Consider the following 23,068-nt stretch of genomic DNA (forward strand, 5'->3'; position numbering starts at 1 on the left):
TCGGTGCGGGCGTGGCGGGCGGTGAGGTCGGTGGGGTGTCGCTGCCACGAACGGATCGTGTGCCGGATCACAACCGGGTCGCCCTGCAGCGTGCGGCGGTCGCTGTCGGTGATCGAGCGCGGGTGACCTGCGGTGAGGGTTCCGGCGGGGTGCGGCCCGGCCGGTGGGGGCGATGCTGCAAGATTCGGCGCGGGGTTGGGGCATCGGCGCAGGTCCGGTGGTCAGGTTTCTTTCGATCGTGGGAGTGGATTCGTGTCGTGGTTGCAGGCCATGGTGCTGGCCGTGGTCCAGGGGCTCACCGAGTTCTTGCCGATCTCCTCGTCAGGTCATCTGGCGATCGTGTCGGAGTTGTTCTTCGGTGCTGATGCGGGCGCGTCGTTCACGGCGGTGACGCAGATCGGCACGGAGCTGGCGGTGGTGATCTTCTTCGCCAAGGACATCGTGCGGCTGGTGGTGACGTGGTTCCGCGGCATGGTGGACGCGGAGGTGCGCAAGACGCAGGACTACCGGCTGGCGTGGTACGTGATCGTGGGCAGCATCCCGATCGGGGTCTTGGGGCTGCTGTTCCAGGACTACATCCGGTCGGCGCTGCGGAGCCTGTGGATCACCGGGGCGATGCTGATCGTGTTCGGCGTGCTGATGGGGCTGGCCGAGCGGTACGGCAAGCAGCGCCGCGGCCAGGACCAGCTGACGTTGCGCGACGGTGCGGTGATGGGTGTGGCGCAGGCGATGGCGCTGGTGCCGGGCGTGTCGCGGTCGGGCGGCACGATCACCGCGGGCCTCACGCTGGGGCTGGACCGGCCGACGGCGGTGCGGTTCTCCTTCCTGCTGGCGATCCCGGCGGTGTTCGCGGCGGGCCTGTCGGAACTGCCGCACGTGTTCGACGAGGGCGGTCCGGGGCTGCAGCCCACCGGGGCGCAGATGATCGTGGCGACGCTGGTGGCCGGCCTGATCGGGTACGCGTGCATCGCCTGGCTGCTGCGGTACGTGGAGCGGCACAGCGTGTACCTGTTCGTGTGGTACCGGATCGGGTTGGGTCTGCTGGTGTTCGCGCTGCTGGGCTTCGGCGTCATGCAGCCCTGACCGCGGCGCTCGGACAACGCGGCCCGGTCCCCGCTCGGGGGGCCGGGCCGTCGTGTTCGCGCGGTGACTACCCTCGGCGACGTGGCGACTCTCATCCTGGTGCGACATGCCCGGTCGGCGGCCAACGGCGCGGGAACCCTGGCGGGCCGCACGCCCGGCGTGGGTCTCGACGAGACGGGGCGGGGGCAGGCCGCCGGGTTGCCGGAACGGCTGTCCGGGCTCGGGGTGCGCCGGGTGGTGGTGTCCCCGCTGCAGCGCTGCCAGGAGACCGCCGCCGGGGTGGCCGCCGCGCACGGGATCGAACCGGTCGAGGAACCCGGGCTGGCCGAGGTCGACTACGGCGACTGGACCGGGCGCCGCATCGCCGACCTGACCGAGGAACCGCTGTGGAAGGTGGTGCAGCAGCACCCGTCGGCGGCGGTGTTCCCGGGCGGTGAAGGGCTGGCGCAGATGCAGGCGCGGGCGGTGGCCGCGCTGCGCGAGCACGACCGCGCCGTGGAGCGCGAGTTCGGGGAACGGGCGGTGTGGGTGGCCTGCTCCCACGGCGACGTGATCAAGTCGGTGCTCGCCGACGCGCTGGGCACCCACCTGGACGCGTTCCAGCGCATCGTCGTCGAGCCCTGCTCGGTGAGCGTGGTGCGCTTCACCGAGACCCGCCCGTTCGTGCTCAAGGTCAACGACACCGGCACGGACCTGTCGGGGCTGGTGCCGCCGGAGCACCCCGCGTCGGACGCGGTGGTGGGCGGCTCGACCGGCACCCCGGAGTGACCCGGTGCCGCGGCCGGTACCGGACCTGCCGCAGTTCCTGACCGGCCGGTGGGAGCTGCGGCGCCGCATCACCGACCCCGCCGGGCGGCTGCTGGGCACCTTCACCGGGCACGGCTGCTTCACCGCCGCCGAAGCGGGGTGGCTGGACTACCGGGAACGCGGCGCACTGCGGCTGGGCCAGCACGAGGGCCCGGCGTCGCGCCACCTCCGCTACGAGCTCACCGGCCCCGGGCAGGCGCGGGTGCACTTCGGGTACGGCGGGTTCTTCCACGACCTGGACCTGCGTCCCGGGCGGTGCGGCGCCGAACACCCGTGCCGCGCCGACCGCTACCGGGGGGAGTTCGAGGTGGTCGACGCCGACCGCTGGTGGCAGCGGTGGACCGTGACCGGCCCGGCGAAGGACCACGTGCTCACCACCTGGCTGCACCGCTGCCCGCACGACGAGAGCTGACCACCCGGCGGCGGCCCCGAGCAGCACCCGCCGCCGGTCGCCCGGCGCCGGGGGGCGGGGTGGAACGGCGCTGGGACGGTCAGTCCGCCGCGCGCCGGCGGGTGTAGGCGCGGGCGGCGCGGGCGCGGTCGCCGCAGCGGGTGGAGCACCAGTGGCGGCGGCCGTGCCGGAGCAGGAACCGGTTGCAGGGGCTGGAGCCGCAGGCGGTGAGGCGTTCGGCGTCGGGGCCGGTGAGCAGGTCGGCCGCGTCGGCGGCCAGCGTCGCCAGGGCGTGCTCGACGACCTGCGTGGTGGGGTGCGGCGCCGCCCGGTAAGGACCGGTCGTGTCGTCCCAGTGCAGCAGCGGAGCGCTCGGCACCCTGGTCAGCGCGTCGTTGAGCGCGGACACGGCGGCAGGCAGCGCGGGCAGACCGGCCGCGCGGGAGGCGAACAGCGCCCGCACCTGCTCGCGCAGGACGCGCAGCTGGCCGGCGCACATCTCCCGCAGGTCCGTCCCGGCCGGCGCGAGGTCGCGTTCGGACAACCACTCGTTGGCCGCGGCGGGACTGCCGAGCAGGTCGACGGAGTGCCCGCCGGGCAGCGCGACGGAGCTGTTGGCCAGTGCGAGGGAGAGGTATCGCTGCGCCCCCGGGGCGGGCGGCAAGCCGGTCTCGACGGACGCGATCTCCTCCATGCCACTCATGGTACACCCACCTCCATCCATGAGTATCACGCTTCATTTGCGTTCATACGTGACGCTGGCTAGCGTGGCTCTCACGTTTTCAACTTGTGCATCCGTGAGAGGTTCTTCCATGTCTTCATCCGGCGCCCCGCAGTTCCCCGTCCGCGTCTTCGGCGGCCCGACCGCCCTGTTCGAGTACGGCGGCCTGCGCTTCCTGACCGACCCGACCTTCGACGCCCCCGGCGACTACCCGGCACCGGACGGGCCGTCGCTGACCAAGACGGCCCCGCCGGAAAGCGGCCCGGCCGACCTCGGCCGGGTGGACGTGGTCCTGCTCTCCCACGACGAGCACACCGACAACCTCGACGACTCCGGCCGTGCGCTGCTGGCCGAGGTCCCGCTCACCCTCACCACCCCCGGCGGCGGGCAACGCCTCGGGGACCGGGCCCGCGGGCTGGCCGACTGGGAGTCCGTCGAACTGGACCGCCCCGGCGGCGGCACGATCACGGCGACGGGCGTGCCCGCCATCCACGGTCCCGGCGACCGCGAGGACGTCGAGCCGATCGCCGGGCAGGTCGTCGGCTTCGTCCTGACCGGGGAGGGCCTGCCGACGGTCTACATCAGCGGGGACAACGCCTCGCTCGACGCGGTTCGCCAGATCGCCGAGCGCTTCGGCCCGGTGGACACCGCCCTCCTGTTCGCCGGGGCACCGCGCTCCGCCGCCCTCTTCGGCGGTGAGCCGCTCGTCCTCGACAGCGCCCAGGCCGCCGAGGCCGCCCAGCTCCTCGGGGCCCGCCGCGTCGTGCCCGTCCACTACGACGGCTGGGCCCACTTCACCGAAGGCCGCGACGAACTGGAGTCCACCTTCACCGCGGCCGGCCTCGCCGCCCGCCTCGACTGGGGCCGCGACAGCTGACCACCCGCGCCGCGCCCGCCCGGAGCGGGACGAGCGTCAGTCGCGGAGGTCGACGACGTGGCAGCGGGTGCCGGTGGGCAGGAACCGCTGGGTGCCGCCGGTGAAGCGCACCAGCACCTGGTCGTAGCGGGTGGGGGTGACCTGGTCGACGACACCGACGGGCCCGATCGGGCCGAACAGGCGCACCTCGGTGCCCGGTTCGAGGTCTTCGGCGGGGACCCGGTCGACGTTGACGGCGGTGGAGGACGGCCACACCCAGCGGGTCGCCACCCGCCAGCAGGTCCAGCCCGCCAGCGCCAGCACCGGAACCGCCCACGGGGTGAAGCCGCTCAGCGCCAGCCCCGCGGCCAGGCCGCCGAGCAGCGCCCACCACCCGGAACTCACCGGCCAGCGGCCCAGTTGCAGCCAGCCGGTGGTGCGGATGGTGCCGTCGCGGCGGGTGCCGCGGGCGCGGGGGCGGGTGGTGTCGTGCTCGCCGTAGTCGTCCCCACCGGTGTCGTCGACCAGGCCCCGGCCCCCGTCGACGTCCTCGTCCTCGAGGAGCCGGATCTCGGTGGTGTCGGCGACGGCGTCGGCGCGGGCGCGGGCCGCCGCCGGTGGCTCGTCCGCGAGGCGCTCCGGCGGCGGGCCGGGGAGGCGGGGGATCTCGGTGGTGCGGGCGGTCGAGGGGTTGTCCGGGGGCACGGCCAGCGGCACGTCGAGCCGCTCGCGGGCCGCGTCGGGGTCGAGCAGGTTGCTGAGCATGGTCAGCCGCAGGTCACCGGCGGCGTCGGGTCGCGGCTCGTCGGCCAGCAGCGCGCTCACCGGCAGCCGGTCGGTGGGCAGTTCGTCATCGCGGTTCACCATCGTCCGGTCCACTCCAGGTCGCCGTCGTCGTCGCGCTGGCAGCTCGCGGCCGCCCCGGAACGCAGCACGGCGCTGTCGCCTTCGCGGTCGCAGCGCTGGCCTTCGCGGACCACCCGCACCCCCTCGTCCTCGTCGTCGTCGCCGCTGGACGTCGTGGTCGTCGTCGAGGTCTCCGGGGTGTCGTCCTCGCGCGGCGGCAGCGGCGCCGGTGGGGGAGCCGGGGCGGGCGGGGACGGCGGCGGTGGGGTCGTGGTCGGTTCGGACGAGTCGTCGCCGGTCGTCGACGGCACCTCGCTGGTGGAGGTGTCCTCGGTGCTGGTGGCCGGGGCCGGCGGTGCGGTGCTGCTCGGCGCGCCGGTGGTCGTGGTCCCCGCGACCGGGCCCGGGGCGGGCGCCGGTGCCGGGACGGCCGGCGCCGCGGTGGGGCGGGGGCTGTCGGGCAGGGCCACCAGCGCGCTGGCGCCGGTGGCGGTCAGCAGCGCCACCGCGGGCAGCAGGCGCGCGGCCAGCGGTGTCCTCCACCACCAGCGGCGGAGCTGATCGGGATGGTCGGCGGGCAACTCGTTCTCCTCGTTCGGCGATGCCGATGTGCGTTTCGCGTTGTCCCCGACCTGGCCGGTGGATCGTAACGAATCCGAGTCCTCCCCGTCACCGCCGCGACAGCCGCACCAGGGGCCGGCGGCGGCGTGCCCGGCGGGAACGGCGCCGCTGTGAACCCGCCCACCCGCGGCGGCATCCACAGTGCACAGCGAGCCGGACACGCCGCGTGCGCGGCCGCCGCGGGCACCGTCCACAGCGGAGCGCACCGGGCGCGGGGGCAGCGGGCGTTGAGCCGGGCATGAGGCCGACTTGAGGTCGCCGACGTCCCGGCGCGGCCCCGGGGGCGGCTCGGTAGGGTCCGTGGCGGGGGTGGCACGTTGATCGAACTCAAGAGCTCCGGGGAGCTCGACGTGATGCGCGAAGCGGGGCGCGTCGTGGCCCGCGCGCTGCACGCGGTCCGCGAGCACGCCGCGCCGGGGATCAGCACCGGCGAGCTCGACGCCGTGGCCCGCGCGGTCATCGACGACGCCGGGGCGCAGCCGCTGTTCCTCGGCTACCAGCCCCGGTGGGCGCCGAGCCCGTTCCCGGGGGTGATCTGCGCGTCGGTCAACGACGCGGTCGTGCACGGCATCCCGGGTCCGCTGCGGCTGGCCGACGGCGACCTGGTGAGCATCGACTGCGGGGCCCGGCTGGAGGGCTGGTGCGCCGACGCGGCGATCACCTTCACCACCGGCACCCCCGACCCCCGCGACGAGGTGCTGCTGGCCACGGCCGAGCAGGCGCTGACCGACGGCATCGCCGCCGCCCAGCCCGGCGGGCGCGTCGGGGACATCTCGCACGCCGTCGGCATCGTCGGGCGCAGCGCCGGGTACGGCATCCCCGCCCCGGTCGGCGGGCACGGGGTGGGCCGGGAGATGCACGAGGCGCCGTTCGTGCCCAACGACGGCGCCCCCGGGGCCGGTCCGCCGCTGCGGCCGGGCCTGGTGCTGGCGCTCGAACCGATCTTCCTGGCCGGGGGTGCCGACGCGCTGCGCGACGGGGCCGACGGGTGGACGTTGTTCACCGACGACGAGTCCCGCGCCGCGCACGTCGAGCACACCGTGGCGATCACCGCCGAAGGGCCCCGGGTGCTGACGCTGCCCTGACCTGCTGTGCGGCCCGGACGTGCTGCGCGGCCCGGCAGGTGGGGTGACGATGGCCTGGCCCGCGGTTCCCGCCCGACAGGAGGCGCCGAGCATGACCGGCACCCGCAGCAGCGTCACCAGCACCGGCGTGGACTGGCCGGTGCTGCGCGTGGACGACTGGGCCGAGACCCGCCGGACGCTGCACATGTGGATGCAGGTCATCGGCAAGGTCCGGCTGGCGCTCGGCCCGATGGTCAACCACTGGTGGCAGGTCCCCCTCTACGTCTCCGCGCGGGGCCTGACGACCTCGCCGATGCCGCACCGGGGCAGGCTGCTGGAGATCGAGTTCGACTTCTGGGACCACGAGCTGCACCTGCGTTCCAGCGCGGGCACGACCCGGCACCTGGTGCTGGAGTCGCAGCCGGTCGCGGCGTTCTACCAGCGGGTGCTGGACGTGCTGGCCGAACTGGACATGCCGGTGCGCATCGACACCACCCCCACCGAGGTCACCGAGGCGATCCCGTTCCCGCGCGACACCCAGCACGGCACCTACGACGCCGGGCAGGCGCACCTGTTCTGGAAGCAGCTCGTGGCGGTGCAGCAGGTCTTCACCGAGTTCCGGGCCCGGTTCATCGGCAAGGTCAGCCCGGTGCACTTCTTCTGGGGAGCGATGGACCTGGCCACCACGCGGTTCTCCGGCCGCCCGGCGCCGCGGCACCCGGGCGGGGCGCCGCACTGCGCGGACTGGGTGCTGGTGGAGGGCTACTCCCACGAGCTCAGCAGCGCCGGGTTCTGGCCCGGCGGCAGCGCGGAAGGCACCTTCTACTCCTACGCCTACCCGGAGCCGCCCGGCTACGCCGAACGGCCCGTGGAACCGGCCGCGGCCGGCTACGACCAGCAGGTCGGGGAGTTCCTCCTGCCCTACCAGGCGGTGCGGTCGGCGACCGACCCGCGGAGCGCGCTGCTGGAGTTCCTGCAGACCACCTACGCGGCGGTCGCCGAGGCCGGGCGGTGGGACCGGCAGGCGCTGGAGGACGACCCGCTGCGGCGCGCTTCGCCGCGCTGATCAGCTCGCCCGCGCCCGCGCGGCCGCCCAGTAGCGGTGCACCTGGTGCGGGGCGAACGTGCCGCGGTCGGTGGCGATGGTGGTGACGAACTCCGGGTCGGTGACGTCGAAGGCCGGGTAGCGGCCGGTGACGCGGTCGCTGGCGGTGCGGGCGCCGAGGGTGTGCAGCACCTCGTCGCCGTCGCGGTACTCGATGGGCACGTCGGCGCCGGTGGCGGCGTCGGGGTCGGGGGCGTGGCACAGGGCGTGGAAGGGCACGTCGAAGGCGCGGGCCGCCACCGCCAGCCCCAGGGTGCCGACCTTGTTGATGACGTGACCGTCCATCGTGACGCGGTCGCTGGCGGTGACCACCGCGTCGATCTCCCCGGCGCGCAGCAGCGCGGCGGGCATCCCGTCGGTGACCAGCGTGGTCGGCACGCCCATCTCGGCGAGCGTTTCCGCGGTGAGCCGGGCGCCTTGCAGGTAGGGGCGGGTTTCGGTGCACACGAACGACACGTCCGCGCCGCGCCGCAGCAGCGCCCGCACCAGCCCGACGAGGTAGAGGTCGCCGAAGCAGTGGGTGAGCACCCGCGCCCGGTCCCCGAACAGGGCGGCCGCCGCGGTGCCCATGTCGGTGCTGCGGCGGCGGTAGTCGGTGTCGGCGGCGCGGGCCCCGCGTTCGGCGGCGGCGGCCACCTCGGTGTCCCCGGCGTCGAGGGCCTCGTCGACGGCCGCCAGCACCTTCGCCACGGCGCGGCGCGGCTGGTCGTTGGTGGGGCGCGTGGCGATGAACCGCTCACCGGCGCGTTCCAGGGCGCGGCGGGCGGTGGCCGGGTCGGTGCCGCCGGTGTCGCGGGCGGCCAGCACCATGCCCCACAGCACAGCGAAGTAGGGCCCGGAGGACTGGGTGACCATGTCGCGGATGGCCTCGGCGACCTCATCGGGGGTGCGGGCGAGCACCCAGGTCCGCTGGAACGGGAACACCCGGCGGTCCAGCAGGTGCACGCCGTCGTCGGCCAGGCGGACGCTGTCGGCCAGCACGGGCAGTTCGGGGTGGGCGGAAGCAGGCACCATCGGTCGTCCTCGTCCGGGTGAGGGGGTGGTGCTCAGCGTACGGGGGCGGGGAGCGGGGCCGACGTGGCCCTGGGACCGGCGCAGGATGCAGGTCTGCGCCGGAGCCAGGGCCACCCGGTCACCGCTTCTTCTTCGGCGGGTCCTTGCGCAGCAGGTCGGGGCCGATGATGCGGCGCACGACCCGGCGCATCAGGCTGCGCCGCCGCGGCGGGGCAGCGGGGGCGGGCTGGGGCGCCGGGCGGGGCTGGGTGACCGTCGGCTGCTCCCCCGTAGTCGGTGCGGGGGTGGTCGGTGCGGCAACGGCCGGGGCGGCCGGCGGTGGGGTGCCGGTCAGCGCGGTCGGCGCGGGGGACGGCGTCGGGGTGGGGGCAGGGGAGGGTGCCGGGGGCGGGTCCGGGTTGAGCCGCTTGGCGAACTCGGGTTGTTCGTCGCGGATCGCCGGGATGTAGGGCTGGGTGACCTCGACCCGGGGCACGTCCGGCCACAGCGACGGGCGGGCGCTGCCCCGGGCGGGCAGCGCGTCCAGCGGGAGTTCACCGCTGATGCGGGTCGTCGGCCGACCCGGCTCCGGTCGTACCTGGTTCTGCTGCACATCCGAGGGGACCACGGGCTGGAACCACGGTCGCGCAAGATCGTCTTGAATGGTCATCCGTATCGACTCTGCGGGGGAACGGCCAGGGTCACCGGAACGGGGGCGCTCCGGCTGATCAGACCCTACCGGTAACGGACCGATAAAGCACACCCCTGTGTGCGCTCGCTCTCCGGGACGCGCCCGGTGCGTCCGGTTTCGCCCGGTGACCAGGTGATCACGGCTGGTCGGATTCCACCGCCCGGCGCAACCGCGCGAACTCCGCGGCGAGGCTGGCGGCGCTCCAGTGCGCGTTGAGGCCGCTGGGGTTGGGCAGCACCCACACCCGGGCGTCGCCGATGCCCCGGTCGTGCGGGCCGACCATCGCGTTGCGGACCCCGAAGGCGGTGCGGAACGCGGTCAGCCCCACCACCGCGACCCACCCCGGCCGGTACTGCCGCACCTTGTGCTCCAGCGCCGCACCACCGGCGGCCAGTTCTTCGTTGGACAGCTCCGCGGCGCGGGAGCTGGCCCGGGCCACCAGGTTGGTCAGCCCGAGGCCGTGGTCGAGCAGCGCGTGCTGCTCGTCGGGCCGCAACTGGCGCGGGGTGAACCCCGAGGAGTGCAGAGCGGGCCAGAACCGGTTTCCCGGGCGGGCGAAGTGGTGCCCGGTGGCGCCCGACCACAGGCCGGGGTTGATCCCGCAGAACAGCACCCGCAGCCCGGTGTCGAGCACGTCGGGGATCACCGCGCCTTCGGCCGCGGCCAGCTCCTCCGCGCTGGGTCGGGTTCCGCTCACCGTCGCCACCTCCACTGCTCGCCGGACCGTCGCGGCAGACCGTATCTGGCGGCCCGGCGGACCCCGACGGCCGCACCGTTCTCCACTGTGGAGTGGTGCTGGGGCCTGCCGGGTTCCGCCGAACCACGCGGAAATCAGCCTTGTTGCGACCACAGTGGACCCGGCGTGAATTGTCACGGTGACGGATCGGGTGGCCGGCGGGCACCGGGTCAGGCGCGGGCCTGCTCCCGGCAGAACCGCAGCGCATCGCGCCCGTCGTAGGAGCCGCGGGCCGGATCGGCGAACACCGCGCCGCGGCGCAGGGCGGCGAACAGGTCCCGGCGCAGCACCGCCCCGGCGGCCAGCACACCGCTGGTGGTGGCACCGAGCACGCCCGGACCGGCCCGGGTGCCCGCCCCGGCGAGGTACAGGCCGCCGATCGCGGTGGTGGCCCCCGGCCGGTGCCTGCCGAACTGGTCCGGCGCGGCCGCCAGCCCCAGCGCCGCGCCCCCGCTGGCCAGCGTGTAGCGCTGCTGGGTGAGGGGAGTGGAGGCCTCCTGCCACACGACGTGCTCGCGCAGATCGGGCACCACCTCGGTGGCCAGCCGCAGCATCTCCTCGACCACGGCGGCCTTGCGGCTGCGGTAACCGGGGTCGCGGCGGTAGCGGTCGCCGCCGCGCACACCCCAGGACTCCGGGTGCGGCGGCGCGAACCCCATCAGCTCCAAGGTGCTGCGCCCCGGCGGTGCGTGGTGCGCGGAGTCCGGGTCCTTCACCGCGGCGGAGCTGACGAACAGCCCGCCGACCGGGTGCGCGCCGTCCACGCCCCGGTAGAACCCGGCGGGATCGGTGTCGCGGTGCAGCCAGTAGTTCGTGTTCGGCATCCGGGTGGACAGGTCGATGTCGAGTCCGAGGTAGACGGTGCAGAACGGCGGGGACATCCGGTAGCGCCCGGCGGTGCGCGCGGTGCGGTCCGGGACCCGCTCCAGCAGTTCCAGCAAGGTGCGCGGCAGGTCGGCGCCGGAGACCACCACCGGGGCGTGCAGGTGCTCACCGCCGCGCAGCGCGACACCGCGGACCCGGCCGCCGTCGAGCAGGATGCGTTCCACCCGCTGCCCGGTGCGCAGCCGCCCGCCGTGCCCGGTGAGCACGTCCACCAGGTGCGCGACCAGCTCCTGCCCGCCGCCGCGCGGGAAGTAGGTGCCCGACTTCAGGAAGTGGTGCAGCAGGGCCGCGTGCAGCGCGGCGGGCGCCTGGTCCGGCGGCGCGCCGTAGTCGCCCGATTGAGCGCAGAGCACCGCGCGGGCCGCCGGGCTCAGGCCGCAGTCGTCGAGCAGCCGCGACAGCGGCCGGGCCGACCAGTAGGCGGTGCGCGGGCAGCGCACCGGGAACAGGGCCGTCTGCGCGGCGGTGGTGGGGATCGTGGTGCGCTCGGTCTCCCGCCCGATGCGGCGCAGCACCCCGACGCAGGCCCGCAGCCCCCGCTCCTCGCGGGGGAACGCCTCGATCAGCGCCTCCAGGTAGCGGTCCCAACCGCGCGGCACCCGGAACTCCCGGCCGGGCAGCAGCAGCGTGTCGAACCCGTCGGGGTCCATCGGCCGGAACTCGACGCGGCCGTCGAGCCCCACCCCGCGCAGGATCGTCGGGATCACCCCACCGGGCCCGCAGTCACCGAGGTAGTGCACGCCCACGTCGAACTGGAAACCCTTGCGGCGGAACGCCTGGGCGCACCCGCCGGCGACGGCGGCCTGCTCCAGCACCACGGTGCGCAGCCCGTGGGCGGCCAGGTAGGCCGCGGCGGTCAGGCCGCCCAAGCCCGAACCGATGACGATGGCGTCCCAGGACGCCGCTCCCCGAACCGCTGCGGATCTCACGTGGTCCTCCTCGATGTGCCGCCCGCAGCACACCAGCCCCCGACCCCAGCGACAATGATCTTCACCTGGTCGTGGCCGGTGTCGCGTCGTCCCCGCACCCGGTGGTCTGGACGGGCCAACTCCCACGGCGCTGAGGCCCCTCACCTCGCGCTGCGCGAGGGATCCTCCGTCGCGAGCAGGCTGGCGAGCACGCGCAACCGCTCGGCGTCCGCGGACCCGGGGACCGCGGTGTAGGCGATCAGCGCGGGGCCTGGCCTGCCGGGCAGCGGGTAGGCGTCCCAGTCGAGCGTGACGGCCCCGACCTCGGGGTGCTCGAACCGCTTGCGCCCCCGGGTCTTCTCCCGCACGTCATGCCTGGCCCACAGCTCGCGGAAGTCGGAGCTGCGCACGCTCAGTTCGCCGACCAGCTCCTGGAGCCGCGGGTGGTCCGGGTCGGCGGCCGCGGCGGCGCGCAGCATGCCGATGTACTCGACGGCGCTGGCTTCCCAATCGGGGCAGACGTAGCGGGCGTCGGGGTTCAGCACGATCGCGCGCAGCACGTTGCGCTCCCGGGCGGGGACCGCGTCCAGTCCGCCGAAGAGGCTGCCGGCCAGCGGATTCCACGCCAGCACGTCGAGATGGCTGCTGAGCACCATCGCCGGTCCGGTGATGGTGCGCAACAGCCGGTGGGTCGTTTCCGGCACCCGCTCCGGGGCGCGGCGCCGGGGCCCGGCCGGATGCCGCGCGGCGTGGCCCAGCACGCGCAGGTGCCGGAACTCCTCCTCGGTCAGGTCCAGCGCCCGGCCCAAGGCGTCGAGCACCCGGTCCGACGGCCGGACACCCCGGCCCTGTTCGATGCGCTGGTAGTAGTCCGTGCTGACGCCCGCGAGCATCGCCAGCTCCTCGCGCCGCAACCCGGCGACCTTGCGGCGGCTGCCGGACTCGAGGCCGAGATCGGCCGGGAGCACCCGGCCGCGACGGATGCGCAGGAACTCGGCGAGCCGCTGTGCCGGGGTGGTGGCCATGCCGCCATTCTCCCGCAGCCGGGCGAACCACGGTGGGACTGCGAATCCCAGGCACATCGTGACGCCCCAGCCGCCACCGGGCTCGGCGAAGCTCGCCCCGTCCGGCAGTTCGCCTCTTCGAAAGGACATCCCGTGTCCACCGACACCATCACCCGTCCCCGCCCCGCGCTGCTCGACGCCGGCGTGCTCGGCTTCTACGTCGATGGGCGCTGGCAGCGGCCGCGCTCGCCCGAAACCGTCGCCACCGCCGACCCGACCACCGAGCAGGTGCTCACCCGGATCGGTGTGGCCGGCCCGGACGACGTCGACGCCGCGGTGCGGGCGGCTCGCCGGGCCTTCGACGGCTGGGCGGCGCTGCCCCCGCAGCACCGGTCGAGGGCGCTGCTGCGGATCGCCGACGTGCTCGAGGCCCACCGCGACGAACTGGCCGCGCTGGACTCGCTGGACATGGGAGCGCCGCTGCCGCTGTCGCGCGGCATGGTCGACCACGCCGTGGAGATCTACCGGCACTACGCCGGGTGGCCGACCAAGCTGACCGGGCACACCACCCCCGCCGAGCCGGGCCAGTTGCACTACACGCTGCGCCGGCCGATCGGGGTGGTCGCGGCCCTCGTCGCCTGGAACGGGCCGATGCTGCAGGCCGCGTGGAAGCTGGCCCCGGCCCTGGCCGCCGGCAACACCGTGGTGCTCAAACCGTCCGAGCACAGCTCCCTGTCCGCGCTGCGGCTGGCGCAGCTCCTCGGCGGGACCGACCTGCCGGCCGGTGTGGTCAACGTGATCACCGGGCTCGGCGGGAGCACGGGGCAGGCCCTGATCAGCCACCCCGGCGTGGACAAGGTCTCCTTCACCGGGTCCGGACCGGTGGGCAAGCACGTGCTGCGCACCTCGGCCGACACGCTCAAGCGGGTCACCCTGGAGCTGGGCGGGAAGACCCCGCTCATCGTGTTCCCGGGCGCCGACCTGGACGTGGCCGCCGCCGGTGCCGCCGCCGCGTTCTGCATGGGCACCGGGCAGGGCTGCGTCGCGGGCACCCGCATCCTGGTGCACCGCGACATCCGCGAGGAGTTCGGCGGGCTGCTGCGCCGGGCGATGGCCGAGTACGTACCGGGGGACCCGTTCGACCCGGCGACCACGATGGGGCCGCTGGCCTTCCCCGCGCACCTGGACCGGGTCACCGGCTACGTCGACCTCGCCCGATCCGAGGGCGCCACGATCAGCACCGGGGGGCACCGCCTGGACCGGCCGGGACTGTTCCTCGCGCCCACCCTGCTGGACGACGTGCGCAACGACATGCGGGTGGCCCAGGAGGAGATCTTCGGCCCCGTCGCGGCACTGATCGGCTTCACCGACACCGCGGAAGCCGTGCGGCTGGCCAACGACACCAGCTACGGCCTGGCCGCCTCGGTGTGGACCCGGGACCTGTCCGCCGCGCACCGGGTCAGCGCGGAGCTGCGCGCGGGCACGGTCTGGGTCAACAGCTGGGGCGCGATGGCGCCCGGCACGCTGCCGTTCGGCGGGTTCAAGCAGTCCGGCATCGGCCGCGAGCACGGCCCGGACGCGCTGCTGGCCTACACGGAGACCACGAGCGTCATGGTCGCCCTCTGACCCGCGGCCCACCCGGGAGGCGCAGCGGTCGCCTTCCCGGGGGGCGCCACCGGACACCGCGACGTGCTCGCGCCCGGCTCCCGGTAGCGGCTCGGCGCCGGACCGGCAGCGGCGACCTGCCGGTCCGCCCGGTGACGGCTTCGATCAAGGCGACCGGGACGGCCTCTGCGACAATGATCCGCACCTGGTCGCGTGACCGATGTCGCGCCGCTTCCTCACCCGGTGGTCTGGACGGGGCAACTCCGAAGGGATAAGGAAGACGCGTGCACTCGCTTCCTGCCCACGACACCCTCCGCCGAGCCGGGAGGTGCGCGTGAACGCGCCGCTGGCCCGACGGCTGGGCACCGCCGACGCCACCGCGATCGGCCTCGGCTCGATGCTGGGCGCCGGGGTGTTCGCCGCGTTCGCCCCCGCCGCCGCGGCCGCCGGGACCGGACTGCTGCTGTCGCTGGGCATCGCCGGGCTGATCGCCTACTGCAACGCGGCGAGCTCGGCGCAGCTGGCCGCCGTGTACCCGGTGTCCGGCGGCACCTACATCTACGGCCGCGAACGGCTCGGGCACTGGTGGGGGTTCACCGCCGGGTGGGGGTTCGTGGTCGGCAAGACCGCGAGCTGCGCGGCGATGGCGATGACCTTCGCCGCCTACACCGCACCCGGCTACGAACGCCCCGCCGCGATCGCCGCCGTCGTGCTGCTGGTGGCGGTCAACCGGGCCGGGATCACCCGCACCGCCGCGCTGACCCGGGTGCTGCTGGCGGTGGTCCTCGTCGTGCTGCTGCTCGTGGTGGGCCTGGCGGCCACCGCCGCCGACCCGGCGCGGGCGGTGACCGGCGGCGGGTGGTTCCCGCACGGCGCCGCCGGGGTGCTGCAAGCGGCCGGACTGCTGTTCTTCGCCTTCGCCGGGTACGCCCGCATCGCCACCCTCGGCGAGGAGGTCCGCGACCCGGGCCGGACCCTGCCCCGCGCGATCCTCGCCGCCCTGGCCCTGGCGGTGGTCGTCTACGCCGCGGTGGCCGCGGCGCTGCTGCTGGTCCTCGGCCCGGACCGGCTCGCCGAGTCCACCGCGCCGGTGGCCGAGGCGGTCACCGCCGCCGGGCACGGGCCGCTGGCGGTGCTGGCCCGCGTCGGCGCGGCCGCCGCCAGCCTCGGGGCGCTGCTCGCGCTGATCGCCGGGGTAGGCCGCACCGGGCTGGCGATGGCCCGGCACGGCGACCTGCCCGGGTCGCTGGCCGCCGTGCACCCGCGCCACCACGTCCCGCACCGCGCCGAACTCGTCGTCGGCGCGGTGGTGATCGCCCTGGTGCTGTTCGCCGACCTGCGGGAGGCGATCGGCTTCTCCAGCTTCGGGGTGCTGATCTACTACGCCATCGCCAACGCCGCGGCCTTCACCCAGCCCGCCGAGCACCGCCGGTGGCCGCGCGCGGTGCCCGTCGTGGGCCTGGCCGGGTGCCTCGTGCTGGTCGTCACGCTGCCCGCGGTCTCGGTGATCGCCGGGGCCGCGGTGTTCGCCGCCGGACTGCTCGGACGGCTGGTCCTGCGCCGGCGCCGAAGCTCACCCTGACGCCGGTTCCCCCGCCGCGCCGCGCTGGCTACGGTGTCGACGCTGAGCGATCTCGCCGGGCAGGAGGACCATGCAGCCGCTCCGGATCGGCATCCTCGGTGCCGCCCGCATCACCGAACGCGCCCTCTTGGCCCCGGCCCGCGACGCCGGGCACCGCCTGGTCGCGGTGGCCGCGCGCGACCCGCACCGCGCCGCCGACGTCGCGCACCGGCACGGCATCGAGCGAGTCCACGACCACTACGCCGACGTCTTGGCCGACCCCGACGTCGAGGTCGTCTACAACCCGCTGCCCAACGGGCTGCACGGGCCGTGGAACCTGGCCGCGGTGCGGGCGGGCAAGCACGTGCTCACCGAGAAGCCCTTCGCCAGCAACGCCGACGAAGCCCGCGAGGTCCGCGCCGCGGCCACCGCGGCGGGCGTGACCGTCGTGGAAGCGTTCCACTACCGGCACCACCCGCTCACCCACCGGCTGCGCGCCCTGCTCGCCGACGGGGAGCTGGGTGAGCTGCGCACCGTCGAAGCGGAGATGAGCACGCCCGCCCCGGCCGACGACGACCCGCGCTGGTCGGCGGCGCTGGCCGGGGGCGCGCTGATGGACCTCGGCTGCTACAGCCTGCACCTGCACCGCGCACTGGCGCCTTGGGCGGGCGGAGCACCACGGGTGCGCACCGCGACCGCCGCGGAGTGGTCACCGGGCGTGGACCGGTGGCTGGAGGCGGAGCTGGCGTTCCCCGGCGGTGCCACCGGGCGGGCGCGCTGCGACATGGCCGCCGCGCACCGCCGGTTCACCTGCCGGATCACCGGCAGCCGCGGCAGCGCGGAGGCCGCCGACTTCGTCCTGCCGCACACCGACGACCGCCTCACCGTCACCACCGGCGCCGGCACCCGCGTCGAACACCTCGGACGGCGCTCGTCCTACGCCTACCAGCTGGACGCCCTCGCCGCCCACCTGCGCGACGGCGCCCCGATCGCCACCGACGTCGACGACGCGGTCGACACGATGCAGCTCATCGACGACTGCTACCGCGCCGCCGGACTCGGCCCGCGCTCCCGCGCCGAGCGGCCCTGACCGACGGCGCTGAGCGATATCGCCGCGCCGCGGGCCTGTACGGCGGGCGGCCGGGTCGGGCAAGGTGGCCGATCATGAGCGCCTCGACCGACGCACCGGCCCCCTCCCGGCGGTGGCCGGCCCTTCTCGGCCTCGCCGCGCTGGTGCTGCTCGCGGTGCTCACCGTGCTCGCCGGCCGCCCGGCCGCACCCGTGGCCGCCGACGCCCCGGCGTCGGTGTTCAGCTCCGGGCGGGCGATGGGCCACATCGAGCGGATCGCCGCCGCGCCGCGAACCCCCGGCTCCGCCCACCACGCCGCGACCCGCGAGCACCTGGTCGACCTGCTCACCTCGTGGGGGTGGCGCACCGAGGTGCGGCGCGAGGTCGGCGCGGCGGCCGGTGACGGCGGCACGCAGCGGCTCGCCGCGGTGTCCAACATCGTCGCCACCCTGCCCGGCACCGACCCGACCGGCACCGTGCTGCTCGCCGCGCACTACGACTCGGTCCCGAATTCGCCCGGTGCCGCCGACGACGGCATCGGCGTGGGCACCCTGCTGGAAACCGCCCGGGCGATCGGTGCCGGCGGCGCCGCACCGCGCAACGACCTCACCCTGCTCATCACCGACGCCGAGGAGGTCGGGCTGCTCGGCGCCGAGGCCTTCGTGCGCCACCACGCCGACGAGCTCGGCACCGCAGTGCTGCTCAACCACGAGGCGCGCGGCAACGCGGGCACCCCGACGACCTTCCGCACCACCTCGCCCAACGGGGCGCTGCTGGAGGTGCTGTCGCACGCCCCGGGGACGGTGGCGAACTCCGCGTTCGAGGCGGCGTTCGAGGCGCTGCCCAACGACACCGACGTCACCCGCTTCACCGAGGGCGGCCTGCACTCCTACGACACCGCCATCACCGGCGGCGGCGCCTACTACCACACCCCGCTGGACACCCCGGAACGGCTCAGCGAGTCCTCGGTGCAGCACATGGGCCGCGCCAGCCTGGCGATGACGCGGGAACTCGCCGCCGCCGACCTGGCCGCCGTGCCCGCGGCGGACGAGGACCTGGTCATCACCCTGCCGTGGGGGCCGGTGCCCTACCCGCAGGCCGCCGAAGGGCCGCTGGCCTGGGCGATGCTGGGGCTGGCCGCGGTCGCGGTCGGGCTGGCCCGCCGCCGGGAACTGACCCTGCCGCGCACCGCGCTCGCCACCGCGGGCACCGCCGTGGCCCTGGTCGCCGCCGGGGCCGCCGCGGTCGCGGTGTGGCAGGTGGCGGTGGCGCTCGACCCGGGCCAGGCCTCGGCGTTCGTGGGCGTGCCGTACCGGCCCGAGCCGTACTCGGCGGCGATGCTGCTGGCCGCACTCGGCGCCGTCCTGGCCGTGCCCGCGCTGCTGCGCCGACCGCTGGGCACCGCGGCGCTGGCCGCGGGCGGCTGGATCGTCTTCGCGGTGCTGGGCGTGGTGGCGGCCACGACGATGCCGGGGACGTCGGCGCTGCTGGTGCCGCCCGTGCTGCCGGTGGTGGCCGGTGCCGTGCTCCTCGGCCTGCTGCCCCGCGGGTGGGAACCGGCCCGGGTGGTCGTGCTGGTGCTCAGCCTGGTGCCCGCGGTGCTGCTGCTCGCCCCGAACGTGATCAACTCGTTCCGCGTCGACCTGGAATTCGGCGGGGTGCTCGGCGCGCTGCTGCTGGCGGTGCTGGTGTGGTCGGCGCTGCCGCTGCTCGGCCGGCTCCGGTCCGGGCGGGCCCGCAGCCCGCTGCGCGCCGCCGGTGCCCCGGTGCTGGGGATCGCGCTGGTCGCGGCGGTCACCGCCGCCGGGCTGGTCGCCAACCGCCCGGAATTCACCCCGCCCCGCCAGGAACGGGTCTTCTACTCCGTCGACGCCGACACCGGGACCGCCCGCTGGGCCTCGCCGATCACCCCGCGCACCGACTGGGGGCGGTCGCTGCTGCCCGAGCCGCCCGCGGTGCTCGCCGAGGGGTTCCCGTGGCTGGACGACGAACCGCTCGCGCACGGGCCCGCACCGGCGGCGGACCTGCCCGCACCCGAGCTCCACGTGGTCGCCGACCGTCCCTTGCCCGACGGCACCCGGGAACTCGCCCTGCGGCTGTCCTCGCCGCGCGGCGCCACCGCGCTCGGGTTGTGGATCGACGGCGACCAGGCCGCGGTGCGGGCCGCGACCGTCGCGGGCCGGGACCTGGACCTCGGCGCGGGCGAGGACTTCGGGTTCCTCTTCGCCGGCGCGCCCCGGCGGGGACTGGACGTGCGGCTGGTCGTCGACCCGCACCACGAGGGCCTCACCGTCCGCGTCGCCGACCGCGGCCACGACACGGGCGCGGTCCCGGGCTTCCGCGCCCCCGACGACGTGGCGCTGGTGACCCCGGCGGTCGCGGTCACCCGGACCCGGACGCTGTGACGGAGGAGTCCGGGGCGCCTCACCGCGGGAGGCGGAGCACGACTAGAGCTGTGCGGCGCCGCCGTCGACGAGCAGTTCCGCGCCGGTGGTGAAGGTGCTCTGGTCACCGGCCAGGTAGAGGGCGGTGGCGGCGACCTCGTCGGGGCGGCCGGTGCGGCCGAGCGGGGTCGGTGGGGCGGGTTCGCCCGCGGTGGGCCGGTCGCCGTGCGGGAAAGCGGCGCGGAGCTCGTCCCCGCCCGGGGTTGCGACAGGGCCGGGGGTGAGGGCGTTGACGCGGATGCCGCGGTCGGCCAGCTCGGCGGCCCAGGTGCGGGCGAGGCTGCGGATCGCGGCCTTGGTGGCGGCGTAGACGCCCAGGCCCGGGGTGGCCCGCAGGGCCGCGCTGGAGGAGAGCAGCAGCACCGAGGCGCCGGCCGTCAGCAGCGGCAGCGCCTGCTGGACGGTGAAGACCGTGCCCTTGAGGTTGATCGTGGTGGTGCGGTCGTACTCCTCCTCGGTGATCGCGCCGAGCGGGCCGTAGTCCCCGACCCCGGCGTTGGCCACCACGACGTCCAGGTGGCCGCTGCGGTCCGCGATCTCGGCGAAGAGCCGGTCGAGGTCGCCGAGGTCCGAGACATCGCCCCGGAGAGCGATGCCGCGGGCGCCGACCTGCGCGACGGCGGTGTCCAGCTCGGCCTCGCGGCGGCCGGTGAGGTACACGGTCGCGCCCTCGGCGGCGAAACGGCGGGCGATCGCCAGGCCGATGCCGCTGGAGGCGCCGGTGACGAGGGCGCTCTTGCCGTCCAGCTGTCCCATGGGGTTCTCCGATCCCTTGTCGTAACCATTCTTGTTACATCGATGGGCGCAGTAAGCGATCCCCCCGTTGCGGGGGAGTCGGCATCCGAGGTCAGGCGGCGTTCAAGACGTCCCGCAGCACGTCCTCCAGCGTGGTCCCGGCCAGCTCCCTGCGCAGGGCGGCCTCCACCTCGTCGTACACGGCGGTCATCGCCGGCCCGATACCGCGGCCCACGACGCACTCGGGGTCCGGTGTTGCGCGGTGCAGGGCGAAGACCGGTCCCGGCTCGATCGCTTCGTAGACGTCGAGCAGGGTGATCGCCGCCAGGTCCCGCACGAGCATCCAGCCCGCTCCCGCCCCCCGCTGCGAATCGGCCAGGCCCGCCTTGCGCAGTTCGGCCAGCAGGCGGCGGATCACCACCGGGTTGGTGTTGACGCTCGTGGCGATCTGCTCGGAGGTGGCGACCTCGTGGCCGCGCCGCTGGTACAGCCCGATCCACGTCAGGGCGTGCGCCGCGATGGTCAGCCTGCTGTTGGCGCTCACGCCGGAATCCCACCTCTCGTCCCTCGGCCTTGGTCGTAACAGTAATTGTTACGACGAAGTGCCGCAAGGACCGCGTGGACCCCGGCGCAGCCGTGGCCCCGGGGTGCGGGTGACCGGTCAGCCCGCGCCCAAGCGGGCGTCCAGCGCGTCGAGATCCGGGAGGAACCACACCTGCCGGGACCGGTTCGACTCCCGGACCAGGGCGCGCAGGGCGGAGCTCGCCTCCAGGTGGCGGGAGATGTCGCCGAGGACCACCAGGCGCAGCCGGTAGTTGGCGAACTTCTGCAGCACCTCCCCGGCGAAGCGGTTGCCCAGCGAGAAGAAGCGCTCGTCGAGGCGGCTCGCGGGCACGGCCACCACCTCGGCGCCGAGGAACGCCGCGCCGATCAGGTCCAGCGCGTCCTGCTCGGTGGTCACCGCGGGCCCGTCCGGGTCGCACACCAGCACCGGCACCCCGGCCCGTTCCTGCAGCACGTCAGGCATGCCCGGCCCCTTCGCCCAGCAGTCCCGCGCCGGGGTCGAGCACGGAATCCAGCAGGTGCAGCAGATCGGCGGTGGCGGCGGCCCCGCCCAGGACCACGAACTTCATCCGGTGGCGGTCCTCGTCGTGCACGGTCTGGACCCGCAGCGGGTGCCGCGCGTCCCCTCCCGCGGCGGCCAGCACGAGCGTGCTCAGCCGGTCGGCCGCGGCCCGGTCGACCCCGTCGACCTGCACGATGCTCGACACCTCCACCGCCGCGGGCCCGGCGGGCCGCTCCGGTGCGGTGCGGCCGGTCAGCGCGTCGAGGTCGGTGCGGGCGATCCGGTACTGCTTGCCGATCCGCACCGCGGGCAGCCGCCCGGACCGGATGTAGCCGCGCACCGTCCGCACGTGCAGGCCGAGCAGGTCGGCGACCTGCTCGACGGAGTACATTTCTTCCGTCATCGTTCCCCACCATAGCCGCTTCGCGGAAGGTTGGGGAATCTTTTCGCGCGCCGGATCGATCCTCGTCCCGGCGAGCGCGCCGTGCGATACTGACCGGCTGACCTCGTGGCGAAGGAGCAGCCGATGGCACCGGACCGTCCCCCGACCAGCGACGCGGACCTGCGGGAGCGCACCGTGGGCGAGGCGCCCCCGCACGAGGCCCCCATCGCCCTCGCCGAGTACGACCCGCGCTGGCCCGGGCGGTTCGCCGGGGAAGCCGAGCGGATCCGCCGCGCCCTCGGCCCGGTGCGGGTGGAGCACGTCGGTTCGACCTCGGTGCCGGGGCTGTGCGCCAAACCCGTCCTGGACGTGCTGCTGGTCGTCGCGGACTCCGCCGCCGAGCGGGACTACGTCCCGGCGCTGGAGGCGGCGGGCTACGCGCTGCGGATCCGCGAACCCGACTGGTTCGAGCACCGGATGCTCACCCGCGCCGATCCCGCCGTCAACCTCCACGTGTTCAGCGCCGGCGCCGCCGAGATCGACCGGATGCTGCGCTTCCGCGACCGGCTCCGCGCCCACGACGCCGACCGGGACGCCTACGCCCGCGCCAAACGCGACCTCGCGCGGCGCACCTGGCGCCACGTGCAGCACTACGCCGAGGCGAAAACCGCGGTGGTGGAAGACATCCTGGGCCGCGCCGACGGGTAGGGGCTCACCGCAGGCGGTAGTGGTAGCCGTAGGCGTGGTCGAACCCCGCCCGGGCGTAGAGCGACCGCGCCGCCGCGTTGGACTCGGCGACCTGCAGGTACAGACCCGGGATGCCGTGCTCGGCGGCCCACCGCGCCCCGGCCCGCAGGATCGCCGCCGCCACGCCCCGCCCGCGGTGCTCGGGACGGGTGGCCATGCAGTAGATCCCGGCCCACCGGTCGTCCCCGCCCACCACCAGGCCGATGCCGAGGACGCGGTCGCCCGCGGTGACGCTGGTGCGGGCGGCGGGCAGCCGGATCGCCGCGACCACCTCCTCGGCGACCCCGCGGGCGTCGTCCTCCCCGTCGAGCTCGACGAACGCCTCCTGCCAGCGCGCGGTGGTCTCGGCCTCGACGTCGACCGCCCACCCGGGGTCGGCGCGGGCGACGGTGCCGGTGGCGGCGGTGAGCACGTGCACCGGCACCTCCCGGCGGTAGCCGCGGGCCTCCAGCTGCGCATCCAGCGCGCGGTGCCGCGCGGCCGGGCTGACCTGCACGGCGGTGGGCAGACCGCGCTCCCGGTAGAACTCCTCGACCTCGGCCAGCGGGGCGGGCCCGTCGCCGGGCAGGGCGGCGTTGCCGGAGCGCAGCCGCCGCATCCCCGGTGTGTGCCGCACCCACCAGCCGCCGACCCGCCGGGTGACCGGGGCGGGCCAGGCGTGGAACGCGTGCCGTTCGATCCGCTCGTCCATCGCGCTCACCTCGCACCGTGCCGCCCGCGGCGGGCGGCGTCGCGCATCGTACGCCGC

24 protein-coding genes are annotated in these 23,068 nt (G+C 75.3%); 11 read left to right on the forward strand and 13 right to left on the reverse strand.

Annotated features, from left to right (window positions below; genetic code table 11):
* Nucleotides 1–252: 252 nt before the first annotated feature.
* The 3 genes from ABD976_RS21895 (at nt 253) to ABD976_RS21905 (ending at nt 2,302) form a co-directional block, all read left to right on the forward strand.
* Nucleotides 253–1,083 carry an undecaprenyl-diphosphate phosphatase gene (locus tag ABD976_RS21895; protein ID WP_345366161.1) on the forward strand — a complete coding sequence of 277 codons (831 nt, stop codon included), beginning with the start codon at nt 253–255 and terminating at the stop codon, nt 1,081–1,083.
* Between the two features lie 81 nt (nt 1,084–1,164).
* Nucleotides 1,165–1,851: a histidine phosphatase family protein gene (locus ABD976_RS21900; protein WP_345366163.1), complete on the forward strand. Its 687-nt coding sequence runs from the start codon at nt 1,165–1,167 to the stop codon at nt 1,849–1,851.
* 4 nt (nt 1,852–1,855) lie between these two features.
* Entirely contained in the window at nt 1,856–2,302 is a 447-nt protein-coding gene (locus tag ABD976_RS21905; protein WP_345366165.1) for a DUF6314 family protein, read from the forward strand.
* 79 nt (nt 2,303–2,381) lie between these two features.
* On the opposite strand, the gene ABD976_RS21910 is transcribed toward ABD976_RS21905, so the two are convergent.
* The gene (locus tag ABD976_RS21910) at nt 2,382–2,975 is read right to left on the reverse strand and encodes an ABATE domain-containing protein (protein WP_345366167.1); all 594 of its coding nucleotides are present in this window, start codon (nt 2,973–2,975) and stop codon (nt 2,382–2,384) included.
* A gap of 118 nt (nt 2,976–3,093) precedes the next feature.
* Between ABD976_RS21910 and ABD976_RS21915 the strand changes: the two genes are divergently transcribed.
* Nucleotides 3,094–3,879: an MBL fold metallo-hydrolase gene (locus ABD976_RS21915; protein ID WP_345366169.1), complete on the forward strand. Its 786-nt coding sequence runs from the start codon at nt 3,094–3,096 to the stop codon at nt 3,877–3,879.
* Nucleotides 3,880–3,915: 36 nt separating this feature from the next.
* Here ABD976_RS21915 and ABD976_RS21920 read toward each other — a convergent pair whose 3' ends face one another.
* Together ABD976_RS21920 and ABD976_RS21925 are read right to left on the reverse strand one after the other, a co-directional pair.
* Nucleotides 3,916–4,725 carry a hypothetical protein gene (locus ABD976_RS21920; RefSeq protein ID WP_345366171.1) on the reverse strand — a complete coding sequence of 270 codons (810 nt, stop codon included), beginning with the start codon at nt 4,723–4,725 and terminating at the stop codon, nt 3,916–3,918.
* Nucleotides 4,719–5,285: a hypothetical protein gene (locus ABD976_RS21925; protein ID WP_345366173.1), complete on the reverse strand. Its 567-nt coding sequence runs from the start codon at nt 5,283–5,285 to the stop codon at nt 4,719–4,721. The genes ABD976_RS21920 and ABD976_RS21925 overlap by 7 nt, the downstream gene beginning before the upstream one ends.
* A 357-nt stretch (nt 5,286–5,642) precedes the next feature.
* Here ABD976_RS21925 and map point away from each other — a divergent pair, with 357 nt between their 5' ends.
* Both map and ABD976_RS21935 read left to right on the forward strand, forming a co-directional pair.
* On the forward strand, nt 5,643–6,410 hold the full coding sequence (map, locus tag ABD976_RS21930; protein WP_345366175.1) for a type I methionyl aminopeptidase: 768 nt from the start codon (nt 5,643–5,645) through the stop codon (nt 6,408–6,410).
* A gap of 91 nt (nt 6,411–6,501) precedes the next feature.
* A complete protein-coding gene (locus ABD976_RS21935; protein WP_345366177.1) occupies nt 6,502–7,455 on the forward strand; it encodes a DUF5996 family protein in 954 nt (317 codons plus the stop codon).
* Here the strand turns inward: ABD976_RS21935 and ABD976_RS21940 are convergent, their stop codons facing one another.
* The 5 genes from ABD976_RS21940 to ABD976_RS21960 all read right to left on the reverse strand — a co-directional run bounded on the left by ABD976_RS21940 (nt 7,456) and on the right by ABD976_RS21960 (nt 12,861).
* Nucleotides 7,456–8,508, reverse strand: a complete 1,053-nt coding sequence (locus ABD976_RS21940) for a s-methyl-5-thioribose-1-phosphate isomerase (RefSeq protein ID WP_345366179.1) — start codon at nt 8,506–8,508, stop codon at nt 7,456–7,458.
* Between the two features lie 118 nt (nt 8,509–8,626).
* Nucleotides 8,627–9,115 carry a hypothetical protein gene (locus tag ABD976_RS21945; protein WP_345366181.1) on the reverse strand — a complete coding sequence of 163 codons (489 nt, stop codon included), beginning with the start codon at nt 9,113–9,115 and terminating at the stop codon, nt 8,627–8,629.
* Nucleotides 9,116–9,314: 199 nt separating this feature from the next.
* Complete coding sequence (gene mug, locus ABD976_RS21950) at nt 9,315–9,875, reverse strand: G/U mismatch-specific DNA glycosylase (protein ID WP_345366183.1); 561 nt, start codon at nt 9,873–9,875, stop codon at nt 9,315–9,317.
* 209 nt (nt 9,876–10,084) lie between these two features.
* A complete protein-coding gene (locus tag ABD976_RS21955; protein ID WP_345366185.1) occupies nt 10,085–11,728 on the reverse strand; it encodes a phytoene desaturase family protein in 1,644 nt (547 codons plus the stop codon).
* 140 nt (nt 11,729–11,868) lie between these two features.
* Nucleotides 11,869–12,861, reverse strand: a complete 993-nt coding sequence (locus ABD976_RS21960) for a helix-turn-helix domain-containing protein (RefSeq protein ID WP_345366187.1) — start codon at nt 12,859–12,861, stop codon at nt 11,869–11,871.
* A 3-nt stretch (nt 12,862–12,864) separates the two neighbouring features.
* Here ABD976_RS21960 and ABD976_RS21965 point away from each other — a divergent pair, with 3 nt between their 5' ends.
* The 4 genes from ABD976_RS21965 to ABD976_RS21980 all read left to right on the forward strand — a co-directional run bounded on the left by ABD976_RS21965 (nt 12,865) and on the right by ABD976_RS21980 (nt 19,351).
* Nucleotides 12,865–14,337 (forward strand): aldehyde dehydrogenase family protein, encoded by a 1,473-nt coding sequence (locus tag ABD976_RS21965; RefSeq protein ID WP_345366189.1) that lies wholly within the window; start codon nt 12,865–12,867, stop codon nt 14,335–14,337.
* A gap of 313 nt (nt 14,338–14,650) precedes the next feature.
* Complete coding sequence (locus ABD976_RS21970) at nt 14,651–15,898, forward strand: APC family permease (protein WP_369774471.1); 1,248 nt, start codon at nt 14,651–14,653, stop codon at nt 15,896–15,898.
* 70 nt (nt 15,899–15,968) lie between these two features.
* On the forward strand, nt 15,969–16,967 hold the full coding sequence (locus tag ABD976_RS21975; RefSeq protein ID WP_345366191.1) for a Gfo/Idh/MocA family protein: 999 nt from the start codon (nt 15,969–15,971) through the stop codon (nt 16,965–16,967).
* A 74-nt stretch (nt 16,968–17,041) separates the two neighbouring features.
* Nucleotides 17,042–19,351 (forward strand): M28 family peptidase, encoded by a 2,310-nt coding sequence (locus tag ABD976_RS21980; RefSeq protein WP_345366193.1) that lies wholly within the window; start codon nt 17,042–17,044, stop codon nt 19,349–19,351.
* A 42-nt stretch (nt 19,352–19,393) separates the two neighbouring features.
* On the opposite strand, the gene ABD976_RS21985 is transcribed toward ABD976_RS21980, so the two are convergent.
* From ABD976_RS21985 to ABD976_RS22000, 4 genes are all read right to left on the reverse strand, one after another.
* Nucleotides 19,394–20,146, reverse strand: coding sequence for an SDR family NAD(P)-dependent oxidoreductase (locus tag ABD976_RS21985; protein WP_345366195.1), 753 nt, complete (start codon nt 20,144–20,146; stop codon nt 19,394–19,396).
* A gap of 91 nt (nt 20,147–20,237) precedes the next feature.
* Nucleotides 20,238–20,669, reverse strand: coding sequence for an Rrf2 family transcriptional regulator (locus tag ABD976_RS21990; RefSeq protein ID WP_345366197.1), 432 nt, complete (start codon nt 20,667–20,669; stop codon nt 20,238–20,240).
* A 117-nt stretch (nt 20,670–20,786) separates the two neighbouring features.
* Nucleotides 20,787–21,152: a DUF4180 domain-containing protein gene (locus ABD976_RS21995; RefSeq protein WP_345366199.1), complete on the reverse strand. Its 366-nt coding sequence runs from the start codon at nt 21,150–21,152 to the stop codon at nt 20,787–20,789.
* A complete protein-coding gene (locus tag ABD976_RS22000) occupies nt 21,145–21,594 on the reverse strand; it encodes a helix-turn-helix domain-containing protein (RefSeq protein WP_345366201.1) in 450 nt (149 codons plus the stop codon). Before ABD976_RS22000 ends, ABD976_RS21995 begins: the two co-directional genes overlap by 8 nt.
* 123 nt (nt 21,595–21,717) lie before the next feature.
* Between ABD976_RS22000 and ABD976_RS22005 the strand changes: the two genes are divergently transcribed.
* Nucleotides 21,718–22,281: a GrpB family protein gene (locus tag ABD976_RS22005; RefSeq protein ID WP_345366203.1), complete on the forward strand. Its 564-nt coding sequence runs from the start codon at nt 21,718–21,720 to the stop codon at nt 22,279–22,281.
* 4 nt (nt 22,282–22,285) lie between these two features.
* On the opposite strand, the gene ABD976_RS22010 is transcribed toward ABD976_RS22005, so the two are convergent.
* Complete coding sequence (locus ABD976_RS22010; RefSeq protein WP_345366205.1) at nt 22,286–23,011, reverse strand: GNAT family N-acetyltransferase; 726 nt, start codon at nt 23,009–23,011, stop codon at nt 22,286–22,288.
* Nucleotides 23,012–23,068 lie beyond the last annotated feature (57 nt).

The organism is Saccharopolyspora cebuensis (genome assembly GCF_039542665.1).
GTDB classification, from domain to species: Bacteria; Actinomycetota; Actinomycetes; order Mycobacteriales; family Pseudonocardiaceae; genus Saccharopolyspora; species Saccharopolyspora cebuensis.